Annotated in this window: 21 protein-coding genes; 9 read left to right on the forward strand and 12 right to left on the reverse strand. The window is 64.8% G+C overall.

The genetic code is table 11. From position 1 onward, the window contains the following. Nucleotides 1–14: 14 nt before the first annotated feature. Entirely contained in the window at nt 15–887 is an 873-nt protein-coding gene (locus tag B7X65_RS16530; protein WP_293595467.1) for a DMT family transporter, read from the forward strand. 520 nt (nt 888–1,407) lie between these two features. On the opposite strand, the gene B7X65_RS16535 is transcribed toward B7X65_RS16530, so the two are convergent. Together B7X65_RS16535 and B7X65_RS16540 are read right to left on the reverse strand one after the other, a co-directional pair. Then, nucleotides 1,408–2,478, reverse strand: a complete 1,071-nt coding sequence (locus B7X65_RS16535; protein ID WP_293595397.1) for a M48 family metalloprotease — start codon at nt 2,476–2,478, stop codon at nt 1,408–1,410. Nucleotides 2,479–2,488: 10 nt separating this feature from the next. Beyond that, nucleotides 2,489–3,073 carry an SH3 domain-containing protein gene (locus B7X65_RS16540; RefSeq protein ID WP_293595398.1) on the reverse strand — a complete coding sequence of 195 codons (585 nt, stop codon included), beginning with the start codon at nt 3,071–3,073 and terminating at the stop codon, nt 2,489–2,491. A gap of 36 nt (nt 3,074–3,109) precedes the next feature. Here B7X65_RS16540 and B7X65_RS16545 point away from each other — a divergent pair, with 36 nt between their 5' ends. Further along, nucleotides 3,110–3,904 (forward strand): SDR family oxidoreductase, encoded by a 795-nt coding sequence (locus B7X65_RS16545; RefSeq protein WP_293595399.1) that lies wholly within the window; start codon nt 3,110–3,112, stop codon nt 3,902–3,904. A gap of 101 nt (nt 3,905–4,005) precedes the next feature. Here the strand turns inward: B7X65_RS16545 and B7X65_RS16550 are convergent, their stop codons facing one another. After that, nucleotides 4,006–5,226, reverse strand: coding sequence for an MFS transporter (locus B7X65_RS16550; protein ID WP_293595400.1), 1,221 nt, complete (start codon nt 5,224–5,226; stop codon nt 4,006–4,008). Nucleotides 5,227–5,350: 124 nt separating this feature from the next. Between B7X65_RS16550 and B7X65_RS16555 the strand changes: the two genes are divergently transcribed. Then, nucleotides 5,351–6,448, forward strand: a complete 1,098-nt coding sequence (locus tag B7X65_RS16555) for an SMP-30/gluconolactonase/LRE family protein (RefSeq protein ID WP_293595401.1) — start codon at nt 5,351–5,353, stop codon at nt 6,446–6,448. Between the two features lie 21 nt (nt 6,449–6,469). On the opposite strand, the gene B7X65_RS16560 is transcribed toward B7X65_RS16555, so the two are convergent. Further along, nucleotides 6,470–7,369, reverse strand: coding sequence for a DMT family transporter (locus B7X65_RS16560; protein WP_293595402.1), 900 nt, complete (start codon nt 7,367–7,369; stop codon nt 6,470–6,472). Between the two features lie 168 nt (nt 7,370–7,537). Here B7X65_RS16560 and B7X65_RS16565 point away from each other — a divergent pair, with 168 nt between their 5' ends. Both B7X65_RS16565 and B7X65_RS16570 read left to right on the forward strand, forming a co-directional pair. Next, the gene (locus tag B7X65_RS16565) at nt 7,538–8,533 is read left to right on the forward strand and encodes a quinone oxidoreductase (protein ID WP_293595403.1); all 996 of its coding nucleotides are present in this window, start codon (nt 7,538–7,540) and stop codon (nt 8,531–8,533) included. A 6-nt stretch (nt 8,534–8,539) separates the two neighbouring features. Further along, nucleotides 8,540–9,355: an NUDIX domain-containing protein gene (locus B7X65_RS16570; protein ID WP_293595404.1), complete on the forward strand. Its 816-nt coding sequence runs from the start codon at nt 8,540–8,542 to the stop codon at nt 9,353–9,355. A gap of 126 nt (nt 9,356–9,481) precedes the next feature. Here the strand turns inward: B7X65_RS16570 and B7X65_RS16575 are convergent, their stop codons facing one another. The 5 genes from B7X65_RS16575 to B7X65_RS16595 form a co-directional block, all read right to left on the reverse strand. Then, complete coding sequence (locus tag B7X65_RS16575) at nt 9,482–10,702, reverse strand: multidrug effflux MFS transporter (protein ID WP_293595405.1); 1,221 nt, start codon at nt 10,700–10,702, stop codon at nt 9,482–9,484. An 18-nt stretch (nt 10,703–10,720) separates the two neighbouring features. Then, the gene (locus B7X65_RS16580; protein ID WP_293595406.1) at nt 10,721–12,388 is read right to left on the reverse strand and encodes a Na/Pi cotransporter family protein; all 1,668 of its coding nucleotides are present in this window, start codon (nt 12,386–12,388) and stop codon (nt 10,721–10,723) included. A gap of 160 nt (nt 12,389–12,548) precedes the next feature. Continuing rightward, nucleotides 12,549–13,046 (reverse strand): signal peptidase II, encoded by a 498-nt coding sequence (gene lspA / locus B7X65_RS16585; RefSeq protein ID WP_293595407.1) that lies wholly within the window; start codon nt 13,044–13,046, stop codon nt 12,549–12,551. After that, nucleotides 13,046–15,865 carry an isoleucine--tRNA ligase gene (ileS, locus tag B7X65_RS16590; RefSeq protein ID WP_293595408.1) on the reverse strand — a complete coding sequence of 940 codons (2,820 nt, stop codon included), beginning with the start codon at nt 15,863–15,865 and terminating at the stop codon, nt 13,046–13,048. The genes lspA and ileS overlap by 1 nt, the downstream gene beginning before the upstream one ends. A 108-nt stretch (nt 15,866–15,973) precedes the next feature. Continuing rightward, on the reverse strand, nt 15,974–17,008 hold the full coding sequence (locus tag B7X65_RS16595) for a bifunctional riboflavin kinase/FAD synthetase (RefSeq protein ID WP_293595409.1): 1,035 nt from the start codon (nt 17,006–17,008) through the stop codon (nt 15,974–15,976). Nucleotides 17,009–17,169: 161 nt separating this feature from the next. On the opposite strand from B7X65_RS16595, the gene B7X65_RS16600 reads away from it, so the two are divergent. Together B7X65_RS16600 and B7X65_RS16605 are read left to right on the forward strand one after the other, a co-directional pair. Continuing rightward, nucleotides 17,170–17,727, forward strand: coding sequence for an HNH endonuclease (locus tag B7X65_RS16600; protein WP_293595410.1), 558 nt, complete (start codon nt 17,170–17,172; stop codon nt 17,725–17,727). Nucleotides 17,728–17,932: 205 nt separating this feature from the next. Next, nucleotides 17,933–18,544 carry a hypothetical protein gene (locus B7X65_RS16605; RefSeq protein ID WP_293595411.1) on the forward strand — a complete coding sequence of 204 codons (612 nt, stop codon included), beginning with the start codon at nt 17,933–17,935 and terminating at the stop codon, nt 18,542–18,544. A gap of 108 nt (nt 18,545–18,652) precedes the next feature. On the opposite strand, the gene B7X65_RS16610 is transcribed toward B7X65_RS16605, so the two are convergent. The 3 genes from B7X65_RS16610 to B7X65_RS16620 form a co-directional block, all read right to left on the reverse strand. Further along, on the reverse strand, nt 18,653–20,029 hold the full coding sequence (locus B7X65_RS16610; RefSeq protein WP_293595468.1) for an alpha/beta fold hydrolase: 1,377 nt from the start codon (nt 20,027–20,029) through the stop codon (nt 18,653–18,655). A 78-nt stretch (nt 20,030–20,107) separates the two neighbouring features. Continuing rightward, a complete protein-coding gene (locus B7X65_RS16615; protein ID WP_293595412.1) occupies nt 20,108–21,223 on the reverse strand; it encodes an acyl-CoA dehydrogenase family protein in 1,116 nt (371 codons plus the stop codon). Nucleotides 21,224–21,309: 86 nt separating this feature from the next. After that, a complete protein-coding gene (locus B7X65_RS16620) occupies nt 21,310–22,491 on the reverse strand; it encodes an acyl-CoA dehydrogenase family protein (RefSeq protein WP_293595413.1) in 1,182 nt (393 codons plus the stop codon). 155 nt (nt 22,492–22,646) lie between these two features. Between B7X65_RS16620 and B7X65_RS16625 the strand changes: the two genes are divergently transcribed. Then, nucleotides 22,647–23,834: an MFS transporter gene (locus B7X65_RS16625; protein WP_293595414.1), complete on the forward strand. Its 1,188-nt coding sequence runs from the start codon at nt 22,647–22,649 to the stop codon at nt 23,832–23,834. 20 nt (nt 23,835–23,854) lie between these two features. Continuing rightward, nucleotides 23,855–24,463: a phosphoribosylglycinamide formyltransferase gene (purN, locus tag B7X65_RS16630; protein WP_293595415.1), complete on the forward strand. Its 609-nt coding sequence runs from the start codon at nt 23,855–23,857 to the stop codon at nt 24,461–24,463. Nucleotides 24,464–24,465: the final 2 nt, after the last annotated feature.

Here is a 24,465-nt window from a genome sequence, read left to right on the forward strand (position 1 = left end):
CAGCTCCTAAAAGCATAGCGACCGGGTTGCTGCTGGCGACGTTTGGCGCGATTGCCTTCAGCGGCAAGGCGATCATCGTCAAGCTCGCCTACCGCTACGGCGTCGATGCGGTCACGCTCATCATGTACCGCATGCTGTTTGCGCTGCCAATCTTTGCCGTGATGGCCTGGTGGGCCAGCCGCGGCAAGGCGGCCCTGACCCGCAAGGACTGGCAGGGTGTGCTCTGGCTGGGCTTCACCGGTTACTACCTGGCGAGTTTTCTGGACTTTGCCGGGCTCGCCTACATCAGCGCCTCGCTCGAGCGGCTGATCCTCTACCTCAACCCCACGCTGGTCCTGCTACTGGGGCTGGTGCTGTATCGCAGGCGCATCAGCGCGGCGCAAATCATGGGCATGGCGATCAGCTACAGCGGCGTGGTGCTGGTCTTCGGCCACGAGATCACCCTGCTGGGGCCGGAGGCCGCCTGGGGTGCGCTGCTGGTATTTCTCAGCGCCGTCAGTTATGCGATTTACCTGGTCTACAGCGGCGAGATGGTCAAGCGCCTGGGCGCCTTGCGGCTGGTGGGACTGGCCACCACGGTGGCCTGCCTGTGCTGCATCCTGCAGTTTGTGCTGCTCAGGCCGCTCAGTGCTGCAGCTGTCGCGCCCGAGGTGATCTGGCTGTCGGTGCTCAATGCCACGCTGTGCACGGCGGCTCCGGTGCTGATGGTGATGATGGCCATTGAACGCATAGGCGCCAGTATGGCCGCGCAGACCGGCATGGTTGGCCCGATGTCCACCATCCTGATGGGCGTGCTGATTCTCGGGGAGCCGTTCACTGCCTGGGTGGCGGCCGGCACGGTACTCGTCATCGCGGGTATTTTTGTGTTTTCCCGCGCGGGCAAGTAATCGTCGTTCGGCTTTTGCGTCACGCTGCGTTCCCGGTTTGTCCTGGACAGTAGGCGCAACTCCCCACTCCCACCCCTAACCCCTGCCCGCGCCCCGCTGGGCGATGGAGGGGGTCTTCATTTGGCCGCGTGTGTTGCTCTCGCGTGCAAACGCCACGGCCGCTTGACTCCGACATGACGCGCTATGCGCGTCATGTCTCCCCGAATTGGTATTGGTTTTCCATCTCTCACCCGTCGGGCTGGGCCGAGGAGCGCAGGCAAAAGCGGATCAGGGCTCGCGATTGTTTGAGGCGAAGCCGAGTTCGAGCGAGACCCCGCTTTTACCGAGCACCGCAGGTTGCCCGTAGCGAAGCGGAGGGTCCCAGACCATCGGGTCGCCTTCTCTTTGCTTACTTTCTCTTGGCGAAGCAAGAGAAAGTGAGTCGCCCGCCGGGGCGAGTCCCGGCTTGCCTGAAGACCCACAGCCGCGCGATCTAGCACAGGCTCCGACAGGCTCAGTCCAAACGCTGAAAAAGCGGTCCTTACTTTTTCACCGGGACTCGCCGCCCGCTCGGCGCGGTGACCGCTGGTGCATAGTCACGGCTGGCCGTGCGTGCGACCGCCAGGCCTTCCATGCGCTGGGCCACGGTGACGGGCTGCTGTCCGCTCAGGCCGTCCATCCGGTTGCCCATGGCCTGCTCCAGCAAGTCCAGCCGCTGCTGCGCCGGCGGGTGGGTGCTCAGCGACAGGGCAAACAGCGGGTTGTCGGGCGTGGCGGTGCGCAGCTGCTGCAACACGGCCACCAGGCCATAGGGGTCAAAACCGGCGCGCGCGGCCAGCGCCACACCGCTGCGGTCGGCATCGAATTCATCGGTCTGGTCCAGACCTCGTGAATACAAATCGCGCCCCAGGTTGAGAAACTGGGCCGACACCGCGCCCGCCAGTTCGCCCTTGACCTGCGAGCCGATGACCTGCGTGAGCAGGCCGGCCCGCGCGGTTTTGGCAATCGCCTGCAGGTGGTGCCTGGCGGTCACGTGGGTGATTTCATGCGCCAGGATGCCGGCCAGCTCGGCCTCGTCGGCCACACGTTCGATCAGTCCCTTGGTCACGAACACATAACCGCCGGGCGCGGCGAAGGCGTTGAAGCCGGCATCGTCCAGCACCGCAAAAGTCCAGGGCAGTTGCGGCCGCGAGGACTGCAGGCTGATCCAGCGCCCCAGCTGGTTGACGTAACGCTGCAGCGCCATGTCGGGATGCAGCGGCTTGCTGCCCAGCAGCACGGCGGCCAGCTGGCGGCCGATTTCAATTTCCTTCGGTTCATCAATCTGTTCCAGCGACTGCGACAGCAGGCCGATCAGGTCACCGGCGCGGGACGCCTGACCTGCGCCTGCCGGCGCGAAGCTGGCGCCCAGCATGTTTCCCAGCACGCCGGCGGGCGAGGCCGGCTGGGCTGGCGCCGGCGCTTCTGCAGGGGCGGCCTGGCGCAGAAAGGAGCCCAGCAGGTTCAGGGCCTTGCCGGCGTCCTGGCCGTGCGCCGGCATGCAGGCCAGACCGGCGGCCAGGGCCAGCGGCAGCAGCCAGGCCGGCTGCGGGAGGCGATGTGGCAGGTTCATGGACGGCTCCCTAGTTGTTATTGCCCGTGGGGCCGGCGTTTTGCAGCGGCGCCTGCGCCGGCTCGGGCAGGGCGTCAACCGTCCGGCTGCTGAGGGCCGCCGCGCTGGCGAACTGGCGGGCCTGGTCGGCATCCATGCGCAGCGTGTCGGCTTGCGCCACCGCCGCCATGTTGGGTTGTGCGCGCGCCAGGTCTTCCGCGCCCAGCCCGCGTATGCCCACGGTGGAGGTGGCGGTGGTGGTGGTGCCCTGGGCACTGCCCTTGTTGAAGAAGCTGGTCAGGCCGCGCAGTGCATTGGCGCCGGTACTGGGCGCGGCGGCGCTGCTGGCCGGGGCCACGTCGAACATGTGGACCCAGCCGCTGGCGCCTTCGGCGGTACGCACCTGGATCCACGCGCCCTGGCGCGCGCCCGAGCGCGTGACCGGCGTGCGCGCCGCCAGCGGGGTCACGCTGCGCGACGTTTCCCCCGGCGCCTCGCGCAATTCAGTGGTTCGTTTGACCAGCACCGCTTCGGTTTGTGCCTGGGCCAGGGCGCTGCCCAGCAGGAGGACGCAAGAGCCCAGCCAGTGAACGCGCTTGGATTTACTCAGTATCATGGCCCATCAACTTTCAACGAAGAAGCGGAAATTATTATGGATTTAGGTATTGCAGGCAAATGGGCTTTGGTGTGCGGCGCAAGCAAGGGTCTGGGTCTGGGCTGTGCCCGGGCGCTGGTGCGCGAAGGCGTGAACGTGCTGATCGTCGCGCGCGGCGCCGAGGTGCTGGAAGCGACCGCTGCAAAATTGATAGCTGACAGTGCCCGGCCGGCGGGCGCCAGCGTGCAGTTCGTGGCAGCGGACATCACGACCGTTGAAGGCCGCGCGGCGGTCTTCGCGGTGCGCAAGGACTTCGACATCGTGGTGACCAACGCCGGCGGTCCGCCCCCGGGCGACTTCCGCGACTGGGACCGCGACGCCTGGATCAAGGCGGTGGACGCCAACATGCTGACCCCGATCGAGCTGATCAAGGCCACGGTGGACGGCATGGCCGCGCGCGGCTTTGGCCGCATCATCAACATCACCTCCAGCTCGGTGAAGGCGCCGATTGACATTCTGGGATTGAGCAACGGCGCGCGCAGCGGGCTGACGGGTTTTGTTGCCGGCGTGGCACGCACCAAGCTGGCGGCCCAGGGTGTCACGATCAACAACCTGCTGCCTGGCAAGTTCGACACCGACCGCATCGCCACCACGGTGCGCGCCGCCGCTGAAAAATCCGGCAAGAGTGTCGAAGAGGTCCGCCGCGCGCAACAGGCCCAGATTCCCGCCGGTCGCTTCGGCACGCCGGACGAGTTCGGTGCGATCTGCGCCTTCCTGTGCAGCACGCATGCCGCTTACATGACGGGCCAGAACGTGCTGGCCGACGGCGGGGCTTACCCCGGGACTTACTGATCCTGATCCGCAGAGGGCGTTCCTTCGCAACGGCTGCGGTTCTCCGGGGCGCGGTCCGCGTTCAAAGGGGACGGGACTGAGGCTTTCGGCTGGCAGGTTCGTCAGCCCGCTGGTTGGGGCAGGCGCTGCAGCCCTCTGACTTGTGAGCCGAAAATAACCCACGCCTGCACAGCGAAGCCCGCGAGGGCCAGCACCAGGCAGGCGGGTTCCCCCCAGGTCGCGCCCACGAAACCGCCCAGTGCGGCGCCTATGGGCCGGGCCCCTGTATTGGCAGCCAGAAAAATCGCCGACACACGCCCCAGCATGGCGCCGGGCGTGACGGTTTGCCGCAAGGTCGTGGACGTGATGGTCCAGACAATCGGGCCGGCACCGAAAAGAAAAAACGCCAGGCCTGCCAGCACGCCGGACGGAAGGGCAAGTGTGGCGACCATGGTCAGCGCCGCCAGCACCGAGACGGCCGGCCCCAGCTGAATCGCCCGGCCGAAGGGCAGCTTCGCAACCACGTGCGGGGCCAGCAGCGCGCCCACCACCATGCCGGCCCCATACGCGGCAAGTGTCATGCCCACGGCCGCGGCGCTCAGGCCGAGCAGCCGGATGGCGTAGGGCACGTAGGCGGCCTGCAGGACGAACCAGGAAATGTTCCAGGCCACAGCCGTCAGAAAAATGGGCCGCAGCAGCGCATGGTGCCAGACCCAGTGCGCACCGTCCCGAATGTCGAGCAGCGGGTGACGCCTGGCCATGGGCGCGCGCGGCGGTTCCACCAGCCGCAGCAGCAGAACCACCGCAGAGACCGACAACACGGCGGCCAGCACAAACGCGGCAGGTGCACCGGCCCAGGTGACCAGTGCGCCGCCCAGCGCGGGCCCGGCGGCAAACGCGGCACTTCGGGCAAGTTCCAGCCGGCCGTTGGCGCGCGCCAGCGCTTCACGCGGCACCAGCGCGGGCACCAGGGCAGGCGCAGCAACGCTGAAGCCCACCGTGCCGACGGCACCCAGAAAGCCCAGCACGGCCAGCAAGCCGATGGAGAGCTGGCCGGACATCACCGCTGCCAGCAGGCCGAACAGGGCCAGGGCACGCAGGGTTTCGGCCCACACCATCAGGCGGCGCCGCGATGTGCGGTCGGCCAGCAGGCCCAGCGGAATCGACAGCAGCAAAAAGGGCAGGGTCTGGGCGGTCGCCAGCAGCCCGATGTCGCCGGGCCCGGCGCCCAGGACCAGCACGGCGACGATGGGCACCGCCGCCAGACTCAGTTGCTCAGCCATCTGCGCCGCGAGGTTGGACCCGGTGAGGGCCAGCAGGGAGCGGGGAAGCGGGGGTGTCATTGGGGTGCCTGTTCTCCGAAAACACGCATCATGCCCGGTCTTGCGGCCGCGGCTGGCCATTTGCGGACCTGTCGGCGGGGAAGTGCTCCGGGCGCAGGCTGCGCTCAGCGCTATAGTCCAGCCTATGAAAAAGGCAGCGTTGATCCTGGTCCTGATAATCGCGGTGGCCGGTGCTTACCTGAGCTGGTGGCCGGTACCGATAGAGCCTGTCCGCTGGAACGCCAGCACGGCCCCGGGCTACACCGGACCGCACGCGGTCAACCACAAGCTGGCGGGCCTGCAAAAAATTTCGCTGGGTGCCGAAGAAGGCCCCGAGCATGTGGTGATGGCCAGGGACGGCAAGCTGTATGTGACCGTGGCCAGCGGCAACATCCTGCGCATGAACCCCGACGGCAGCGCGCAGGAGGTGTTTGCCAACACCGGCGGCAGGGTGCTGGGTTTTGATTTTGACGCTGCAGGCCATCTGATTGCGGCAGATGCGGTCAAGGGCCTGCTGTCCATCAGCCCGGACAGAAAGATCACGCTGCTGACCGACAAAGTGGGTAGCGACCCGATTCGTTATGCGGATGCGGTCATCGTGGCCGGCAACGGGAAAATGTATGTCAGCGATGCCTCCACACGTTTTGCGCCGGCCGCCTGGGGCGGCACGTTTGAAGCCAGCGTGCTGGACATTCTCGAGCAATCCTCGACAGGGCGAATCCTGGAATACGATCCGGCGACCCGGGCCACGCGGGTGGTCGCCCTGGGCCTGAGCTTTGCCAATGGTGTTGCCCTGAGTCAGGACGGCCGGTTCCTGTTCGTCAACGAAACCGGAAAGTACCGCGTGTGGAAAATTTCCGTGGACGCCAGCAATCTCGACGTGGCGCAACCGAATCCACAGGCCAGTGTGCTGCTGGACAACCTGCCCGGTTATCCCGACAACCTCATGCGCGGCCTGGACGGCAGGATCTGGCTGGGCCTGGCCAAGCCCAGAAACCCGACGGTTGACAAACTTGCGGACCAGCCTTTTTTGCGCAAGCTCACCCTGCGGCTCCCGCGTGCCATGTGGCCCATTCCGCCTTCGTACGGGCATGTCATGGCCTTCACGGAAGACGGAAAGATCGTCGCGGACCTGCAGGACCCCAGCGGGGCCTACCCGGAGACCACCGGCGTCACGGAAACCCCCGACAGGCTGTACATCCAGAGCCTGCATGCCAAAAGCCTGGGCTGGCTGGCGAAGTAGGCTGAGCGTCGGTTGACGGGCTTAGCGCCGCGCCGACACCACAATCCCGCCCACGATCAGCGCGAACGCCAGCCCGTGGTACAGGTGCGGCAGCTCGCCCAGGAAGGCGGCTGACATCAGGGCCGCAAACAGCGGCGTGAGGTTGGCGAAAAATCCTGCCACCGCAGGGCCGGCGCGCTGCACACCGATGCCCCAGCAGCGGTAGGCGAGGATGGCCGGGCCGAGGGCGACATACAGCAGCGCGGCGGCCAGCGGCCAGCCCCAGCGGATGTGGGCATCGGTCAGGGCCCATTCGCTGGCCGCGAACAGGCCGGACCAGCCCAGCCCGAAAATCATCTGCGCCATCAGGAAGGCCGACCAGTCGTTGCGGATCTCCGGCGGCTCCGCGGGTTTGGCCAGCAGCCAGCTGTAAAACGCCCAGGCCATGGTGGCCAGCAGCACATACAGGTCGCCGGGGACAAGCCGCACCTGGGCCAGCAGTGACCACTGGCCGCGCGACAGGACCACCAGCACGCCGGCGATAGACAGCAGCGCGCCCATGATCTGCCGCCGCGACACCTTCTGGGAAAAAAACAGCCAGCCTATGCCCAGCATCCACACCGGCGTGCTGGCCGCGACCAGCGTCACATTGAGCGGGGTCGATGTCTGCAGCGCCAGGTATTGAAGCGCGTTGTAGGCGCCCACACCCAGCAGGCCCAGCAGCGCAAAACGCCGCCAGTGGGCCCACAGGCCGCTGCGGCGGCGCAGCACCCAGCCGGCCAGCGGCAGCAGGATCACAAACGCTAGCGCCCAGCGCAGGAAGTTCAGCGTGATGGGCGGCACGAGCTGGTTGACCAGCCGTCCGACCACGGCATTGCCGGCCCAGAGCAGCGGCGGGATGGTCAAGAGCAGGGCGGTGCGAGGGTTCAGGCCGGGCGTCATGCGGCGACTGTACCCAGCACGCCGCGAGATTGCTGAAGAAAGCCTGAACACCCGCCCGATGCCCGGGCCGGCCGCGCCTGCTGCGAGCAGAGCCCGGTGATTCGTGGCAGGATGCAGGCCGCAATCTGCTTTTCGCATCCCTTCCATCGCTTTCCAAGGAAAAACACCATGGCCCAGACCACCACGCTCGCCGTCCGGATTGACAAACACGGCGGACCTGAAGAACTCAAGCTGGTGGAGGTGACTGTCGGCGAACCCGGACCCGGCGAAATCCGCATCCGTCACAAGGCGGTGGGTCTGAACTACATCGACGTCTACCAGCGCGCCGGCCTGTACAAGCTGCCCATGCCGCTGCAGCTGGGCATGGAAGCCTCGGGCGTGGTCGAGGCTGTCGGCGAGGGCGTCACGCACCTGAAGGCCGGCGACCGCGCGGCCTATGCGAGCCAGCCCCCCGGCAGTTATTGCGAGGTCCGCGTGATGCCCGCCAAGTGTGTCTGCAAGCTGCCCGATGACATTTCGTTCGAGACCGGCGCGGCCATGATGCTCAAGGGCCTGACGGTGGAGTACCTGCTGAACCGCACCCAGCCGCAAGGCGGGCTGCAGGCCGGCGATTTTGTGCTGTTTCACGCCGCGGCCGGCGGCGTCGGCCTGATTGCCTGTCAGTGGGCCAGGGCCATGGGCCTGCAGCTCATAGGCACGGCCGGGTCGGACGACAAGTGTGCGCTGGCCAAGGCGCAGGGCGCGGCCTTTGTCATCAACTACGCGAAAGAGGATTTTGTCGCCCGCGTCAAGGAAATCACCGGCGGGCAGGGCGTGAAGGTGGTGTACGACTCGGTCGGCAAGGACACTTTCCTCAAGTCGCTCGACTGCCTGCGCCCGTTCGGCCTGCTGGCCAATTTCGGCAACGCCTCGGGCAAGGTCGAGCCGCTGGACATCGGCGTGCTGGCCGCCAAGGGTTCGCTCTATGTGTCGCGCCCCACGCTGTTCACCCACATCGCCACGCGCGAAAGCACGCAGGACATGGCCGACCAGCTGTTCGCCATGGTCAGCAGCGGCAAGGTGAATATCCAGATTGACCAGCGTTTCCCGCTTACCCAGGTGCAGCAGGCGCACATTTCCCTCGAAGCGCGCAAGACCACCGGCTGCACCATCCTGACGCTGTGACCGAAGGTGGAGAACCCGCAGGTTTTTGACCTGAACTGGCTGCATGCCCAGCGCGCCGCCGCCGCTCAGCCACCCTTGCGCCCGCGCGTTCCGCTGTGGTCCGGTGCATCGCTGATCGGAACGGTTGAGCCTGATTTTTTACATCAAATCGACCTCCAGCCCTTTCTGGACGGGCGCAAGCTGCTATTAAAAGAAGAGCGCGATGGGCAGCCGGGCTGGCACCTGCTGGGCGATGTGACGGCCGGCCTGAATCGCGTGGCGGCCGCCCTGCACGCGGCCGGCCTTGCTGGCGCCTGGCGCGATGAGCAACTCGCGGTGACCGACCAGCATGGGGTTCGCCTCGGTACGGTGGAGCGCGCGGCGGTCCGGCCGCTGGGCATCACCACCCAGGCCGTGCATCTGGTGGGACAAGCCGTGGACGGCCGATTCTGGGTGCAGCAACGGGCCTTCGACAAGCCCAACGACCCCGGCCTCTGGGACACCCTGATGGGTGGCATGGTGTCCGCCGAAGACACACTGGCAACAGCGCTGGTGCGCGAGACCTGGGAGGAGGCCGGCCTGGAGCTGGACCAGTTGCGGGGCATGGTTCGCGGCGGCCATGTCGACATCCGCCGTCCCTGCGACGACGGCCGCGGCGCCGGCTACGTGGTCGAACGCATAGCCTGGTACCACTGCACCGTGCCGGACGGCGTCACCCCGGTGAACCAGGACGGCGAGGTCGCGTGTTTTGCGCTGATGGACGGCCACGCCATGCTGCAGAAGATGCGTGACGGGGAGTTCACGCTCGAGGCAGCATTGATCCAGGCCGCGCTGCTGGCGTAAGCTCCAAGGCCTGACGGAGCCTCTTCCCCTTCAAGCAGGGGCCGCGGGTCCGGCTTCGCCGGCCCGCAGGCGCAGAGGCCCCCTCGGGGGGCAGGGAGTTACACGCAGTGAACGACCGTGGGGGCTTTAGAACTTGCCGATCTCCGGCCAGCGGTGGTGCAGGTACAGCCAGGCCAGCAGGCCAATGCTCATCATCAGCAGCGACGTTGCCGCCAGCGCCACGGTGGAATGCATGATCAGCGGCGCGATCACGCCGGCCACAATGCCGTTGGCGGTCGAGCCGATAAAGGCTTGCAGCGACGAGGCCATGCCGCGCCGTTCGGGGTAGAGGTCCAGCACCAGCAGGGTCACCACCGGCACCATCAGCGCCCAGCCGAAGGCGAAGATGGCAATCGGAAACAGCGCCCAGGAGACATGCGCCTTGAACAGCAGGTTGGCTGCCAGGTTGAGCACCGCAATCACCAGCATGATGACAAAGCCGTGGCGGATCTGCTGCTTGGGGGCGATCTTGCCCGCCATGCGGCCACTGACCCAGGCGCCAGCCATGATGCCCGCAATCGTCAGCACAAAAAACCAGAAAAACTCCGTCGGCGCCAGGCCCATGTGCACGCCCAGGAATTCGGGTGCCGCCAGCACGTACAGAAACATGCCGTTGAAGGGCACGCCGCTGGCCAGTGCCAGCAGGAAAAAACGCGCGCTGGAGCCGAGCTGCCAGTAGCCGCGCATCAGGTGTTTCACATTGAAGGGCTGGCGCTGCGTGACGTGCAGGGTCTCGGGCAGCAGCTTGTAGTTGGCGGTCCACAGCAACACACCGACCCCGGTGAGAAACCAGAAGATCGCGTGCCAGTTCAGATGCACAAACAGCCAGCCGCCGATGATGGGCGCAATCGCCGGTGCCACGCCGAAATAAATCGTCACCTGGCTCATCACCTTCTGCGCCTGCGCCGGCGCGAACATGTCGCGGATCACGGCCCGCGAGACCACGATGCCGGCGCCGGTGGACAGGCCCTGCAGCGCCCGGAAAAACACCAGCTGCTCAATGCTTTGCGACAACGCACAACCGGCCGACGCCAGTGTGAACATCGCAATGCCCCACAACACGACCGGACGGCGGCCGAAGCTGTCGGCCAGCGCCCCGTGGAACAGGTTCATGAAGGCAAAGCCGAACAGGTAGGCCGACAGCGTCTGCTGCATCTCGACCGGCGTCGCGCCCAGCGAACGCGCAATACCCGAAAACGCCGGGATGTAGGTGTCGATGGAAAACGGCCCGAGCATGCCCAGCAGGGCCAGCAGCACGGCCAGAGCCCAGCGCGGGGCACGCCAGAGCTGGTCAGCGTCCGGGTTCATCGCTGCATGTCCTGCCGGTCAGCGGGAGACGGAGTCACTGAAGGCGCTCTGGCGCAGGCGGTTGGGCACCAGGGCGCCGGCCGAGTCGAGGATGGGGTAGGCAATCGAGCAGATATGCGAGTTGATACGTTTCAAGTCGCTGATCAGATCGATGTGCAGCGAGCTGGTTTCCATGCTCTGCATGGTGCGGTCAGACAGGCGGCCCAGGTGGGTGGTGGCGTAGGCGCGCTCCAGGTCGCGGAAGCGCGCCTTTTCTTCCAGTAGTTTTTTCGCGTCGCGCACACTGCCGTTCAGGAAAACGCTCATGCCCAGGCGCAGGTTGTCGAGCAGGCGTTGGTGCAGCTCGCAGATCTCGGTCATGCCGGCTTCGGAGAAGTTGCGGCCGGGCTTGATCTTCTTGTCCTCGATGTCGATCAGCACGCGTTCGATGATGTCGCCGATCTGCTCCATGTTGATGGTGAAGCTGATGATGTCGGTCCAGCGCCGGCTTTCCTCCTCGCCCAGGGCCTCGCGCGAGATCTTGGTCAGGTAGTACTTGATGGCCGAATACAGCTCGTCCACCGTGTCGTCCATCTTGCGCAGGTCTTCAGCCAGCCGCAGGTCGTTGTGGCGCATGACTTCCAGCACACCGATCAGCATGCTTTCCACCACGTCGGCCTGGTGCAGCGCTTCCCTGGCCGCACACGAGATGGCCAGCGACGGCGTGGACAGGGCCGTCGGGTCCAGGTGGTGCGGCCGGCCGCCGGTGGTACCGCCCTTGACCGGGCGCGGCAGGAGTTTTTCAACCCAGCGCGCCACCACCTGCGTCAAGGTGATGAACACCAGACCGACCAGCACGTTGAACATCAGGTGAAACAGCACCACCGTGGTGGCCGCCTCGCCGAGAAAGGGCCGCACATGGCGCAGCCACAGGCCGACAAAGGGCGCGGCGGCGGCGACACCGAGCAGCTTGAAAAGGAAGTTGCCCAGCGGCACCTGCCGCACTTCGATGGCCGACCGGGCCGTGGTCAGCACCGCCAGCAGGCCGCTGCCCAGGTTGGCGCCCAGCACCAGCCCCAGCGCCACGTCCAGCGGAATCACGCCCGAGGCCGCCAGCGTGGCCGTCAGCAGCACGATGGCCAGGCTGGAGTAGGACACCACGGCCAGCACCGCGCCGACCGTGATCTCCAGCAGCAGGTCGCTGCTGAGTGTGCCCAGCAGGGCCTTGACGGCCGCGTTCGAGGTCAGCACCGCGGTCGAGTCCGTTACCAGGCGCAGCGCCAGCAGCATCAAGCCCAGGCCGATCAGGACGCGGCCGAAACGTCCGACATTGGTGGTCTGGCGCGAGATGAAGAGCACCACGCCGGTGAAGATGAACAGGGGCGAGAGCCAGGACAGGTCAAACGAGAACACCACGGCCATCAGGCTGGTGCCGATGTCGGCGCCCAGCATCACGGCCAGCGCCAGCGGCAACGCGATCAGCCCCTGGCCGACAAAGGAAGAAACAATCAGCGAGGTGGCGGTGCTGGACTGAACCAGCGCGGTCACGCCGAGGCCCGACAGGGCGGCGGTGAAGCGGTTGCCTATGCTGCGCGACAGCACGTGGCGCAAATTGGCTCCGAACACGCGCAGGATGCCGGTCCGAACCAGATGGGTGCCCCAGACCAGCAGTGCGATGGCTGCCAGCAAATTCAACAAATGCTTCATAAGTGTTGAGGGCCACTATAACGCCGGTGCGCCGCCTGCTTGGCCTTCTTCGGCATTCCCAGGACGACCTGAGCACATCGACGGAATTTTCCGACGGGCCGCCCCTGGGAAAATTAGCCCTCGGTGGGCAGCGCATTACACGCAGTGAAAAGCGTGGGGACTAACTTCTTTTCACGCGCAGCAGTTCGTCCAGCACCAGGCAGATGGCCCCGACGGTGATGGCGCTGTCGGCCACGTTGAAGGCCGGGAAGTGCCAGCCGGCGTAGTGGAAGTCCAGAAAGTCGACCACATAGCCGTGCAGCGTGCGGTCAATCACATTGCCGACCGCGCCGCCCAGAATGCAGGCCAGGGCAAAGGAAAACAGCTTTTGCCTCGCATGCGACTTGAGCATCCACAGGATGAACAGTGCCGCCGCGATGCCGATGGCGGTGAAGAACCAGCGTTGCCAGCCCGACGCGGAGGCCAGGAAGGAAAACGCGGCGCCGGTGTTGTGCACCCGCACCACGTTGAAAAAGCTGGTGACATAGGTCGCGTCCCCGAGCTGGTAATAGCCCAGGATCAGCACCTTGGTGAGCTGGTCGGCGATCAGCAGGATCAGCGCCAGGCCCAGCCAGGGCAGCAGGCTGGCGGAGGTGGTTCCGAAGGTTGTTTTGGCCATCAGGCGTACTTCCTTTCTTCTCCTGCACCGAACAGGTTGCTGGTGCAGCGCCCGCAGATCGTCGGGTGTGCGGCGTCATGGCCCACGTCGTCCCGGTAATGCCAGCAGCGCTCACATTTAACGGCGGAACTGGCTTCGGTGTTGATGGATTGTGCGCTTCCAGCTATTAAATTTATAGCGGATGTGATGAAGACGAACTTCAGATCCTCGCCCAGGCTGGCCAGCAGTGCATGGTCGTCGGCGGTGACTTCGAGCGTCACTTTGGCCTGCAGCGACGAGCCGACCTTGCCATCGGTGCGCAGAGCCTCGATGTCCTTGTTGACCGCATCACGCAGTTCGCGGATGCGGCTCCATTTGGACAGCAGGGCCTCATCGGCCGCGGCCAGATCGGCATAGGTTTCCATGAAGATGGACTCCGAACTGCCGAAGACTTTCCAGGCTTCCTCGGCCGTGAAGCTCAGGAAAGGCGCCATCCAGCGCAGCATCGCATGCGTGATCTGGTGCAGCGCGGTCTGCGCGCTGCGCCTGGCCAGCGACTTCGGTGCCGTGGTGTACAGCCTGTCTTTCAGGATGTCGAGGTAGAAGGACCCCAGGTCTTCGCTGCAGTAGATCTGCAGTTTTGAGACCACCGGGTGGAACTCGTAGACCTCGTAGTGCGCCAGGATGTCGGCCTGCAGCTGCGCCGCGCGGCTCAGTGCGTACCGGTCGATTTCCAGCATCTGCTCGAACGGCACGGCGTCTTTGGCCGGGTCGAAGTCGCTGACATTGGCCAGCAGAAAACGCAGCGTGTTGCGGATGCGTCGGTAGGCGTCCACCACACGCGCCAGGATCTTGTCGTCAATGGCCAGGTCGCCCGAGTAGTCGGTCGATGCGCACCACAGGCGGATGATTTCGGCGCCCAGCTTGCCCGACACTTCCTGCGGTGCCACGACGTTGCCTTCGCTCTTGCTCATCTTGCGGCCCTTGCCGTCCACCGTGAAGCCGTGTGTCAGCAGGCCCTTGTAGGGCGCGTGGTCGTACATTGCGCACGAGGTGAGCAGCGACGAGTGGAACCAGCCGCGGTGCTGGTCGTGGCCTTCGAGGTACAGATCGGCTGGCCAGGCGGACTGGTCGGCGTGGCTGCGCTTGAGCACATGAAAATGCGTGGTGCCCGAGTCGAACCAGACGTCCAGGATGTCGGTGCTCTTGATGTAGTCGGGTGCGTCGGCACCCAGGATGGACTCGGCGCTGGCCTTGCTCCAGGCCTCGATGCCGCCGGCCTCCACCATGGCGGCGGCCTGGTCCATGATTTCCATGGTGCGCGGGTGCAACTCGCCGGTGGCGGTGTGGATGAAAAACGGCAGCGGCACGCCCCAGTTGCGCTGGCGGCTGATGCACCAGTCGGGCCGGCCGGCAATCATGTCGTGCAGGCGGGTCTTGCCGTTTTCCGGGTAGAAGCTGGTTTCCTCGATCGCGGCCAGCGCCAGCTGGCGCAGCGTGCGCGGCGCCTTGTCCCTGGTGAACACGCCTTCACCCTCGTCCATGCGCACAAACCACTGGGCGGCGGCGCGGTAGATCACCGGCGTCTTGTGGCGCCAGCAATGCGGGTAGCTGTGCACGATGTCATGCGTGGCAAACAGGCGGCCGGCGTCGCGCAGGGCCTCGATCACCAGCGGTGCGGCTTTCCAGATGTTGAGGCCGCCGAACAGCGGCAGCTCGTCGACGTAACGGCCGTTGCCCTGCACCGGGTTCAGGATGTCGTCGTAGGCAATGCCGTTGGCCACGCAGGAGTTGAAGTCTTCCACGCCGTAGGCGGGCGAGGAATGCACGATACCCGTGCCGTCGTCGGCGGTCGCGTAGTCGGCCAGAAAGACCGGGCTCAGGCGCCGGTAACCAGCATCCACGTCGTACAGCGGATGTTTGAAATTGATCAGCGCCAGGTGTTTGCCGGCCGTGGTGGCCAGCACCGTGCCGGTGAGCTGGTAACGCTCCAGACACTTGTCCACCAGCGAGGCGGCCAGCAGCAGGATGCCGCGCTCGGTATCGACCAGTGCGTAGTCCAGATCGGGGTTCAGGTTCAGCGCCTGGTTGGCGGGAATAGTCCACGCGGTGGTCGTCCAGATCACGGCATAGGCGTCCTTGGACAGGCTCTTCAGGCCGAAAGCGGCAGCCAGCTTGTCGGGCTGGTCGCACTGGAAGCCGACGTCCAGCGTCTGCGATTTTTTGTCCGCGTATTCGATCTCGAACTCGGCCAGCGAGGAGCCGCAGTCAAAACACCAGTAGACGGGCTTGAGGCCGCGGTAGACAAAACCGCGTTCCATGATGCGTTTGAGCGCGCGGATCTCGTCGGCTTCGTTGCCGGGGTTCATGGTCAGATAGGGGTTGGCCCATTCACCCAGCACGCCCAGGCGCTTGAAGTCCTCTTTCTGCTGTGCGATCTGCTCGGTGGCAAAAGCGCGGCTCTTGGCCTGCACGTCGTCTCTTGAAAGATTGCGGCCATGCAGCTTTTCGATGGCGTTTTCGATCGGCAGGCCGTGGCAGTCCCAGCCCGGCACATACACGGCGTCCAGCCCCTTGAGCTGGCGCGCCTTGACGATCATGTCTTTCAGGATCTTGTTGGCCGCATGGCCGATGTGGATCTGACCGTTGGCGTACGGCGGGCCGTCGTGCAGCACAAACTTCGGTTTGCCGGCGCGCACGTCGCGCAGCTTTTTGTAGATGCCCTTGTCGTCCCACTCCTTGACCCAGCCGGCTTCGCGTTTGGGCAGGTCGCCGCGCATGGGGAAAGGGGTGTCGGGCAGGTTCAGGGTGCTGCGGTAATCGGTTTTGTTGTCGGACATGGGATGCTTTTGTTGAGGCAGGCCGGTGAGGCAGGACCGCCGGAATACGGGTCGGGAAGAAAGCCGTTCGCCCGGAGGGAGGGGCGGGGCCAGAGGCGACGAGATCGTCTAAATTCGGTCGCGCGTGGTCTGGCGGCTGGTTTCCGTGTGCATGGAGGCTGAAAATGACTTCGCGGCTTCGGCAAAAAACGCCCGCGCATCGTCGCAGTCTCTGGTAATGCCCGCCTTGAGGCTGTCCAGACCGTCGTATTTCAGTTCGTCGTGCAGTTTGTGTAGCAGTTCCACCCGGATGATTTTACCGTATGCCTCCTCCAGTCCCAAGCCGGCGGGCCAGGCCAGGCAATGGGTCTCCAGCAGCACGCGTCCGCCGTTGACGTCGGTGGGGTCCAGCGAGGGCCGGATGCCCAGGTTGGCGACGCCGGGCAGGGGCTGGTCGGACAGGCCGAACACCTGCACCGCAAAAATCCCGCTGGCGGCCGGTTTCCAGTGGGAAAAGCGCAGGTTCAGCGTGCGAAAGCCCAGATCGCGCCCGAGCTTGCGGCCATGCACCACATGGCCGGAAATGCTGTAAGGCCGGCCCAGCAGGCTGGCCACCCGGCTCATCTGGCCCTGGCCCAGGGCCTCCCGCACCGCAGAGCTTGAGACGCGTGTGTTGCTGACCTCGTAGCTGTTCATGCGGGCCACGTCAAAACCCAGCTGCTCGCCGGCGGCGTCGAGCATGGCGTAGTCGCCGGCGCGTTTGGCACCAAAACGGAAGTCGTCGCCCACCAGCACGTAACGCGCGCCCAGGCCGCGCACCAGCACGTCTTCGATGAAGGCTTCAGCCGGCTGGGCAGCGAGCCGCGCGTTGAAGGGCAGCACCACGCACTGGTCGATGCCGCAGCGCGCCAGCTCGGTCAGCTTGTCGCGCAGCGTGGCGATACGCGCCGGCGCCAGCTCGGGTTTGCGCGCGCTTGCTGCGAAGTAGTCGCGCGGATGGGGCTCGAAGCTCATCACGCAGCTGGGCACGCCGCGGTGCTGGGCCTCGTTTTTCAGCAGCGCCAGCATGGCCTGGTGGCCGCGGTGCACGCCGTCGAAGTTGCCAATCGTCAGCGCGCACTGCGCCGCAAGCTGGGGGTGCTGGTAACCGCGGAAAATTTTCATGCTGCCAATTATCGTTTTAATAGCGCCTCAGGTCGGCTGGATGGGGGCTGGAGGCCTGAAAAGGGGGATGGACCCGGCTTTGTCATGAAATCGCTGTATATTGATGGTTCAAGCAGTTTGAGTCCGGTTTCCATGCGTTTTTTTAAATGTTGGAGGTTCGTTTGAAGGTCTTGAAACTCTCAGCCCAGGGGTTGCCGCAATCGTGGATCAGCCTCGAACAAGCCGTGCTGCACTATGCCTCGGATGAAGTGCGCTGGGAGATGGGTGCGCAGGTGGCCACGTTTCACGGCGGCCACAACGCCATCACCGGCAACCAGTCCATCATCACCGTCAACAGCATCATCGGCACCAAGGGCGTGCCCAACATCAACCCCTTCGACCTCAAGCCCGGGCTGACCAACAGCAAGCTGTTCGCCCGCGACCGCAATGTGTGCGCCTACTGCGGCGACCATTTCCACGAGGAAGACCTGACCCGCGAGCACATCATCCCGTTCGCACAAAACGGCATCGACAACTGGATGAACGTGGTCACCGCCTGCCGCGCCTGCAACCACCGCAAGAGCAGCCGCACCCCCGAGCAGGCGCACATGCCGCTGCTCTACACGCCGTATGTGCCCAGCCTGTGGGAAGACTTCATTTTGCGCAACCGCCGCATCCTGGTGGACCAGATGGAGTTTCTGATGGCGCATGTGCCCAGGACTTCGCGGCTGCTAGTTTGAGTTTGGCGGGGAGCTTTCCCTGCGAAATGACAGCGGCGGCTTCGCCCGAACCAGTCTCTACCTGTGTGAATGTGCGGCGATCCGGGCTATTTGGATATCAGGTAACCTTTTTTAGGCAATAGAGGCACGTGTTGTCCGACTTGCGGCCATGTTCTCCCGCAGTTTTGTGGGAGATATCAACGTTGGGTTTTCTTAAGATAGGCACATGAGAGCGCTATACATATTCGCCCTTCAGCTATTTACTGCTTCATTCTGCCTGGCGCAGGACAACAGTTTCGATGAGATTCTTTCAAAAGCCGACAAGGTGCCACTTGTGATCAGAATTTACTCTCAAATTCTGTCTTTCTCTTGGCCCAAAGGCTTCACACTTGGAAGCCGGTCGGAAAAAAAGGGTGCGTTTTCACAGGTGCTCAAGGTTGTCGGTGAGTCCGATGACGGGTGGAAACAGAGAATACTCATAACCGGAATGCAAGATGCATCGGTCAAGGAGAAGGATCCGGTCAAGCTGGTGTCTGACCTTGTGAAGTTCAGCTACAAGAGCGGCTGCCCTAAAAGCTATTCCGTCACAGATATTGGCGAAATGAAACTTGATACTGGGCAGCCCGCGTTCGTATTTATGGTGGGTTGCGGAATCACCATTCCAGTTGAAAATAGTGAGAAGGACAAAATGATGACTATGGCTGTGGTGGTGAAAGGCAGCGCTGACGTGTATTCGATGCTGTGGATTGAGAGATCAAACACGGATGAAGTTCCACCGTTGGCTTGGCCGGTTTGGAGAAGACGCCTTGATAGTCTGTTGCCCATTCAAATTCATTAGCCCAACCCATCATTCCCTGGGCGCGCAAAAAAAAGCGCAGGCGAGTGAGGTCTGGTCTTGTTGCTGGTCGTCTTTTGAGTCTCTGTGCCGGCAGACGCTCCCAACACCTCAGTAAGTCAGCTCCAGAACCACCAGGTGCCTGTCCGCCATGGGCCAGGTCCGGCCGGTGATCTTCTCGCCGTTGAACTCCGCTGCAATTGGCCGAACACCATCCTGGCTCAGGTTGATCTTGGAACTCGACACGCCCGCGCCCGCGGGCGGCACGCCTGGCAGGGCCTTGCCGTCGAATGACATCCTGTCGCGCGTCGCGTCGAAGTAGCCGCGTGGCCGCGTCAGTGTGATGCTGGACTTGGCGCTTTTGTCGGCGTCGGCCGGGCGGTCGGCGCGCAGGTGGATGAGCTTGCTCGAGCGCGCAAACGGGCTGCGGTAAATGTGGGTGGTCGCATACCCTGGCGCGCTGATGATAAATTCATAAGGCGTGCCGGGCTGTGCGGTGAACGGGCCCCAGAGGCCGTCGGCGCCAACCGTCTTGCTGTGCACCGCGTTGCCCAGACGTGCGCCGGTGGCGGCGTCGGTGGCATACACCGCGAGTTGCGCGCCGGGCAGTGGCAGGTTGTTCGAATAGTTGCCCGAGGCCGGGTCCGTCGGCCGCAGGCCCAGGCCGGTGATCTTGCCGTTCAGCACCAGCGGCGTTTCGCTCTGGATCGTCGACGACTGTGGCGCCCGGCCGGTGATGAAACGGTAGGTCGCCTCGAACGCTGCCGGCGAAAAAGATGTCTCGCGGTGGTCGGCGCGCGGCAGGACGAGATTGGTCGCGCCCTTGAGGGCCGGGCCCTCGAAGCTGACGTTGGTCGGCTTGCCTTTGGCGCCTATCCACAGGCCATCGGGCTGGGCAAACTTGTCGTTGTTGTCAGAGCGCAGGGTCAGCCACTTGACCGGGCCGGTGACTTCGTCGCCGGCGGCGTTTTTCGGGGCGTTGAGCGCGGTCAGAAAAGGGCCGGTGCCCGAGAATTCATTGGCTTCGCGGAAACCCTTGATGGCCCAGACGCCGTGGTTGGGCGTGCCGCCCAGGATGGCGTGGCTCACGCGGCTGGCGCCGCCGCCGTTGTGGATGTAGTTGCGAATCGCATAACCGCCGCGCGAGTTGCCGACCAGCACGACCTGGCGTGCGCCGGTAGCCTGCAACACCTTGTCGATTTCCGCCTTCAGGTAAGCCATGTGTTCCGCGGTCGAGGTGCGTCCCGGCTGGGCCTTGCCGTCATCGTCGCGCGCCAGCGGGTAGGGCAGGTCGATGGCATGCAGGCGCTCGCGCGGCCAGCCGTTGGACTCGAAGCGCCAGACCGTGCTTTGCCAGATGGAAGCGCTGTCGCCGTTGCCGTGCACAAACACGATGGGCGGGTGTTCCCCGGATGTGGGCGCCGTGGCGCAACCGGCCAGCACCAGGCCGGTGGCAGCAAGCACGAGAAGAAGGCGACGGTGCAACATCATGGCTTGTCTCCTGAAATTAAAAAGTGCCCGTGGTTCATGCCACGGAGCATCGTTTTTCAATATGTCGCCGGCAAGTCAGGCAAACACGCCGGCGGTGTCCTGCATCCTGCTTGACACTTCACCCAGGTGATGCAGGGTGTCGCCAAAACTCATTTCCATCTGCGTTAGCCGCTTGAAATAGTGGCTGACAATGTATTCGTCGGTCACGCCGATGCCGCCATGCAGCTGCACAGCCTGCTGGCCGACAAAACGCATGGAGACGCCAAGCTGGTACTTGGCTCTCGCCATGGCGGCACGGCGTTCTGCGGCCGGCGCGTTGAGCTTGAGCGAGGCGTAATAACTCATGGAGCGGGCCAGCTCCAGCTGCATCTTCATGTCCGCCACGCGGTGGCGCAGCGCCTGGAAGCTGCTGATCACCACGCCGAACTGCTTGCGCGTGTTCATGTATTCGACGGTGATGGCCAGGGTCTTGTCCATCACGCCGACGGCTTCGGCGCAGGTGGCGGCGATGCCGATGTCGGTGGCATGCTCCAGCGCCGCCAGGCCGTCCAGCGTGATCAGCGTGGCCGGCGCGTCCTTGAGCACCACGTCAGCCGCGCGGCCGCCGTCCTGCGTGCCGTAGCCGCGGGTGCTGACGCCCTTGGCCGTGCGCTCGACCAGGAACAGCGCGATCTTGCCCTTGACCTGCGCCGGGACAATGAAGGCATCGGCCTGGTCACCGGCCGGTACTATGTTTTTGGTAGCTGTCAGCGTCCATCCGGCGCCGGCTGCAACCGCTTTTGCTTCACAAACATCGAGCCGGTAGCGGGCGGCGCGCTCCTGTGAGGCGAGCACCACCAGCGCTTCGCCGCCGGCGATTTTCGGCAGCCAGGCGGCCTTGATATCGGCGGGGGCGTAGCCGGACAACACGGCGCCAGCGATCAGGGCCTGGGCCAGCGGCTCGAGCACGATGCCGCGACCGAGTTCCTCCATCACGACCATGCCTTCGACCGGGCCCATGCCGAGTCCGCCGTCGTCCTCGGGAATGTAGAGGCCGGTCAGGCCGAGTTCGGCCAGCTGGCCGTAAGCTTCGCGCGAGAAACCGCCGGCCTTGGCGATGCCGCGGCGGCGCTCGAAGTCATAAGCCTTGGCTACCCATTTGCCCACTGCATCGCGCAGTTGTTCCTGGTCGTCGCTGAAATCAAAATCCATTGCTATTCTCCTGTTGGTGGTCATCCCGGGCTCGACCCGGGATCCATGGATTGCGGGTCAAGCCCGCAATGACAAAGCTGCGGGTTTCAGCCCAGAACGAACTGCGACACGATGTTGCGCTGCACTTCGTTGCTGCCGCCGTAAATCGTGGTCTTGCGCATATTGAAATAGGTCGATGCCAGCGGCGCGTCGGCGGGAATGCCGCCGGGGAAGTTGCCTTGCCAGCCGGCTTCCATGGCTTCCTCGATGAAGGGCAGGCTGAAGGGGCCGGCGGCCAGCATCATCAGTTCGGTGTAGCGCTGCTGGATTTCACTGCCGCGGATCTTCAGCAGTCCGGCGATGTCCAGTGAGTTCTTGCCCGACTTTTCGGCCGACAGCACACGCAGCACCAGCATTTCGAGGGCCACCACGTCGACTTCCATTTTGGCGATTTCGTCGCGGAAGCGCAGGTCGTCATACACGCCCTCGGCCTTGGCGATGCGTTTGAGGCGTTCGAGTTCGCGTTTGGCGCGGTTCACGTCGGCAATGTTGGTGCGCTCGTGGCTGAGCAGGTGTTTGGCGTAAGTCCAGCCCTTGTTTTCCTCGCCGATCAGGTTCTCCGCAGGCACTTCGACGTTGTCGAACCAGACCTCGTTGACCTCGGCCTCGCCGTCGAGCAGCACGATGGGACGCACGGTGACACCGGGCGACTTCATGTCGATCAGCAAAAAGGAAATGCCGGTTTGCGGCTTGCCTTCGGTGCTGGTGCGCACCAGGCAGAAGATCCACTCGCCGTACTGGCCCAGCGTGGTCCAGGTCTTCTGGCCGTTGACGATGTATTTGTCACCGACACGTTCGGCCCGGCATTTGACCGAGGCCAGGTCCGAGCCCGAGCCCGGCTCGCTGTAACCCTGGCTCCACCAGACTTCGCCGCTGGCAATACCGGGCAGAAAGCGCTTTTGCTGTTCGGGGCTGCCGAACGCCATGATCACCGGCGCCACCATCACCGGGCCAAACGGCACGACGCGGGGCGCACCGGCGAGGGCGCATTCTTCCTCGAACAGGTGTTTTTGCACCGCGTTCCAGCCCGGGCCGCCAAATTCCTTGGGCCAGCCGTGGCCGAGCCAGCCTTTTTTGCCGAGGATTTTGGCCCAGCGCTGCATGTCGTCGCGGCTCAAACGCAGGGCGTTGTGCACCTTGTGCGAAATGTCGGCAGGCAGGTTGGCGTGAACCCAGGCGCGAATGTCTTCGCGGAATGTCTGTTCTTCGGGGGTGAAAGCGAGATCCATAAGATGCGTGTCTCCGTCGGGTTCGAGTTACTGCTGCATTTTTAGCACGGTCGTTCGGAATTTTATGTCCCAGTTGGGACAAATAGCGAGCGATTCCGCTTTGCAGAATCGGGCGCGGGCGAGTGTTTTTTCCGGCCCCGGATAATCACCCCACCTTGCCTTCCTACCGCACCATCATCAGCGCCCTCAGTGTCGGCCAGATTCTTGTCTGGGCCATCATGTATTACGGCTTTTCTTCCTTCGTGCTGCCCATGCAGCGCGACATGGGCTGGAGTCAGCCCGACATCATGGGGGCGTTCACGCTGGGCCTGATGGTCTGGGGCCTGGCGACCTATGCGGTCGGCGCGGCGATCGACCGCGGGCGCGGACGCGCCGTGCTGACCGGCGGGGCGCTGCTAGGAGCGGCCGGCTGCGCGCTCTGGTCGCAGGCCTACAGCCTGCCGCTGCTGTATGGCGCCTGGGCGCTGCTCGGGTTGGCGATGGCGATGACGCTGTATGAACCGGCCTTCATGGAGATCACCAAACGTTTTCCCGACCGCTACCGCCAGGGCATCACCACCCTCACCCTGGTCGGTGGTTTTGCCAGCACGCTGTCGTTTCCGGCGGTGGCCTGGCTGCAGGCCCGCCTGGGCTGGCGACCGGCGCTGCTGGTGATGGCGCTGACCCTTCTGATGGTGGCGCCGCTGCATGCTTGGGTGCTGCGCGGCGGCTGGAAGCGGCCGCCGCTGCCCAGCGCCGCGCCCGTGGTAGCGGTGCAGGACCAGGCCACGCTGCGCCAGGCCATGGAGGGTTCCACCTTCTGGCTGCTGACGGCCACCTTCACGCTTTACACCTTTGCGCTGTCGACGGTATGGGCGCACCTGATGCCGGCCTTCGCGTCGCGCGGGTTGTCGCAGGCAGAGGCGGTGGCCGTGATGGTGTGGTTCGGCCCGGCGCAGGTGGCGGGTCGCTTTGCCTTTCTGTGGCTGGGCCGCTCGCTGAACCACCGCGCGCTCGGGCTCGTGGTGCTGGCGCTGTTTCCGTTCGCGCTGATGCTGTTTGCGCTGGGCCGCCAGCCCGGGGTGCTGGTCGCTTTTGCGGTGCTGTTCGGCGTGGCCAACGGGCTGATCACCATCGTGCGCAGCAACATCGTGCCGGACTTCTACGGCCGCGAACATGTGGGGCGCATCAGCGGCGCGATGTCGGGCATTGCGCTGTGTACCCGCGCGGCGGCGCCTTTCCTGACGGCCTGGGCCTTGCTGGCGCTGGGCGGCTACACCGGGCTGCTCTGGCTGCTGGTCGGCATGGGCGTGGCGACGCTGGCGCTGTTTGCCCTGGCCAGGCCGCCGCAGCCGCGGGCGTGACCGCGATAATCCCTGCATTCATGCCCAACCTGATGCCACGCCAGTCCAAAAACATCGTGATCCTGATCTCGGGCAGCGGCTCGAACATGGCGGCCATCGTCCGGGCCGCGCAGGCGCAGCATTGGCAACAGCAGTTCGGTGCCCGGGTGGCTGCGGTGATCAGCAACCGGCCCGACGCGGCCGGGCTGCAGCTCGCGCAGTCGCTGGGCGTGGCCACGCAGGTGCTGAGCCACCAGGCGTTTGAATCGCGCGAAGCTTTTGACGCGGCGCTGATGGCACTGATCGACACGCACCAGCCCGCCCTGGTGGTGCTGGCCGGGTTCATGCGCATTCTCACGCCGGGGTTTGTCAGGCATTACGCGGGACGGCTGGTCAACATCCACCCGTCGTTGCTGCCGGCCTTCACCGGCCTGAACACGCACCAGCGCGCCATCGATGCGGGTTGCCTGGAAGCCGGCTGCACGGTGCACCAGGTGACGGCCGAGCTCGACCACGGCCCCATCCTCGCGCAGGCGGTGGTGCCGGTGCTGCCGGACGACACGGCGGACACGCTGGCCGCACGCGTGCTGGTGCAGGAGCACCTGCTGTATCCGCAAGCGGTGAAGGCCTGGCTGCAGAGCCAGCCCTGAAC

Source organism: Polaromonas sp. 39-63-25 (assembly GCF_002278925.1).
Lineage (GTDB): Bacteria > Pseudomonadota > Gammaproteobacteria > Burkholderiales > Burkholderiaceae_C > Polaromonas.

Bases quoted from the DNA above. Each gene is read 5' to 3' on its own strand.
- B7X65_RS16575 (WP_293595405.1), bottom strand. From the start codon at position 10,702: ATGAACCCGGACGCTGACCAGCTCTGGCGTGCCCCGCGCTGGGCTCTG.
- lspA (WP_293595407.1), bottom strand. From the start codon at position 13,046: ATGGCCAAAACAACCTTCGGAACCACCTCCGCCAGCCTGCTGCCCTGG.
- ileS (WP_293595408.1), bottom strand. From the start codon at position 15,865: ATGTCCGACAACAAAACCGATTACCGCAGCACCCTGAACCTGCCCGAC.
- purN (WP_293595415.1), top strand. From the start codon at position 23,855: ATGCCCAACCTGATGCCACGCCAGTCCAAAAACATCGTGATCCTGATC.
- B7X65_RS16555 (WP_293595401.1), top strand. From the start codon at position 5,351: ATGAAAAAGGCAGCGTTGATCCTGGTCCTGATAATCGCGGTGGCCGGT.
- B7X65_RS16545 (WP_293595399.1), top strand. From the start codon at position 3,110: ATGGATTTAGGTATTGCAGGCAAATGGGCTTTGGTGTGCGGCGCAAGC.
- B7X65_RS16560 (WP_293595402.1), bottom strand. From the start codon at position 7,369: ATGACGCCCGGCCTGAACCCTCGCACCGCCCTGCTCTTGACCATCCCG.
- B7X65_RS16610 (WP_293595468.1), bottom strand. From the start codon at position 20,029: ATGTTGCACCGTCGCCTTCTTCTCGTGCTTGCTGCCACCGGCCTGGTG.
- B7X65_RS16550 (WP_293595400.1), bottom strand. From the start codon at position 5,226: ATGACACCCCCGCTTCCCCGCTCCCTGCTGGCCCTCACCGGGTCCAAC.
- B7X65_RS16595 (WP_293595409.1), bottom strand. From the start codon at position 17,008: ATGAAAATTTTCCGCGGTTACCAGCACCCCCAGCTTGCGGCGCAGTGC.
- B7X65_RS16540 (WP_293595398.1), bottom strand. From the start codon at position 3,073: ATGATACTGAGTAAATCCAAGCGCGTTCACTGGCTGGGCTCTTGCGTC.
- B7X65_RS16620 (WP_293595413.1), bottom strand. From the start codon at position 22,491: ATGGATCTCGCTTTCACCCCCGAAGAACAGACATTCCGCGAAGACATT.
- B7X65_RS16565 (WP_293595403.1), top strand. From the start codon at position 7,538: ATGGCCCAGACCACCACGCTCGCCGTCCGGATTGACAAACACGGCGGA.
- B7X65_RS16580 (WP_293595406.1), bottom strand. From the start codon at position 12,388: ATGAAGCATTTGTTGAATTTGCTGGCAGCCATCGCACTGCTGGTCTGG.
- B7X65_RS16615 (WP_293595412.1), bottom strand. From the start codon at position 21,223: ATGGATTTTGATTTCAGCGACGACCAGGAACAACTGCGCGATGCAGTG.
- B7X65_RS16605 (WP_293595411.1), top strand. From the start codon at position 17,933: ATGAGAGCGCTATACATATTCGCCCTTCAGCTATTTACTGCTTCATTC.
- B7X65_RS16535 (WP_293595397.1), bottom strand. From the start codon at position 2,478: ATGAACCTGCCACATCGCCTCCCGCAGCCGGCCTGGCTGCTGCCGCTG.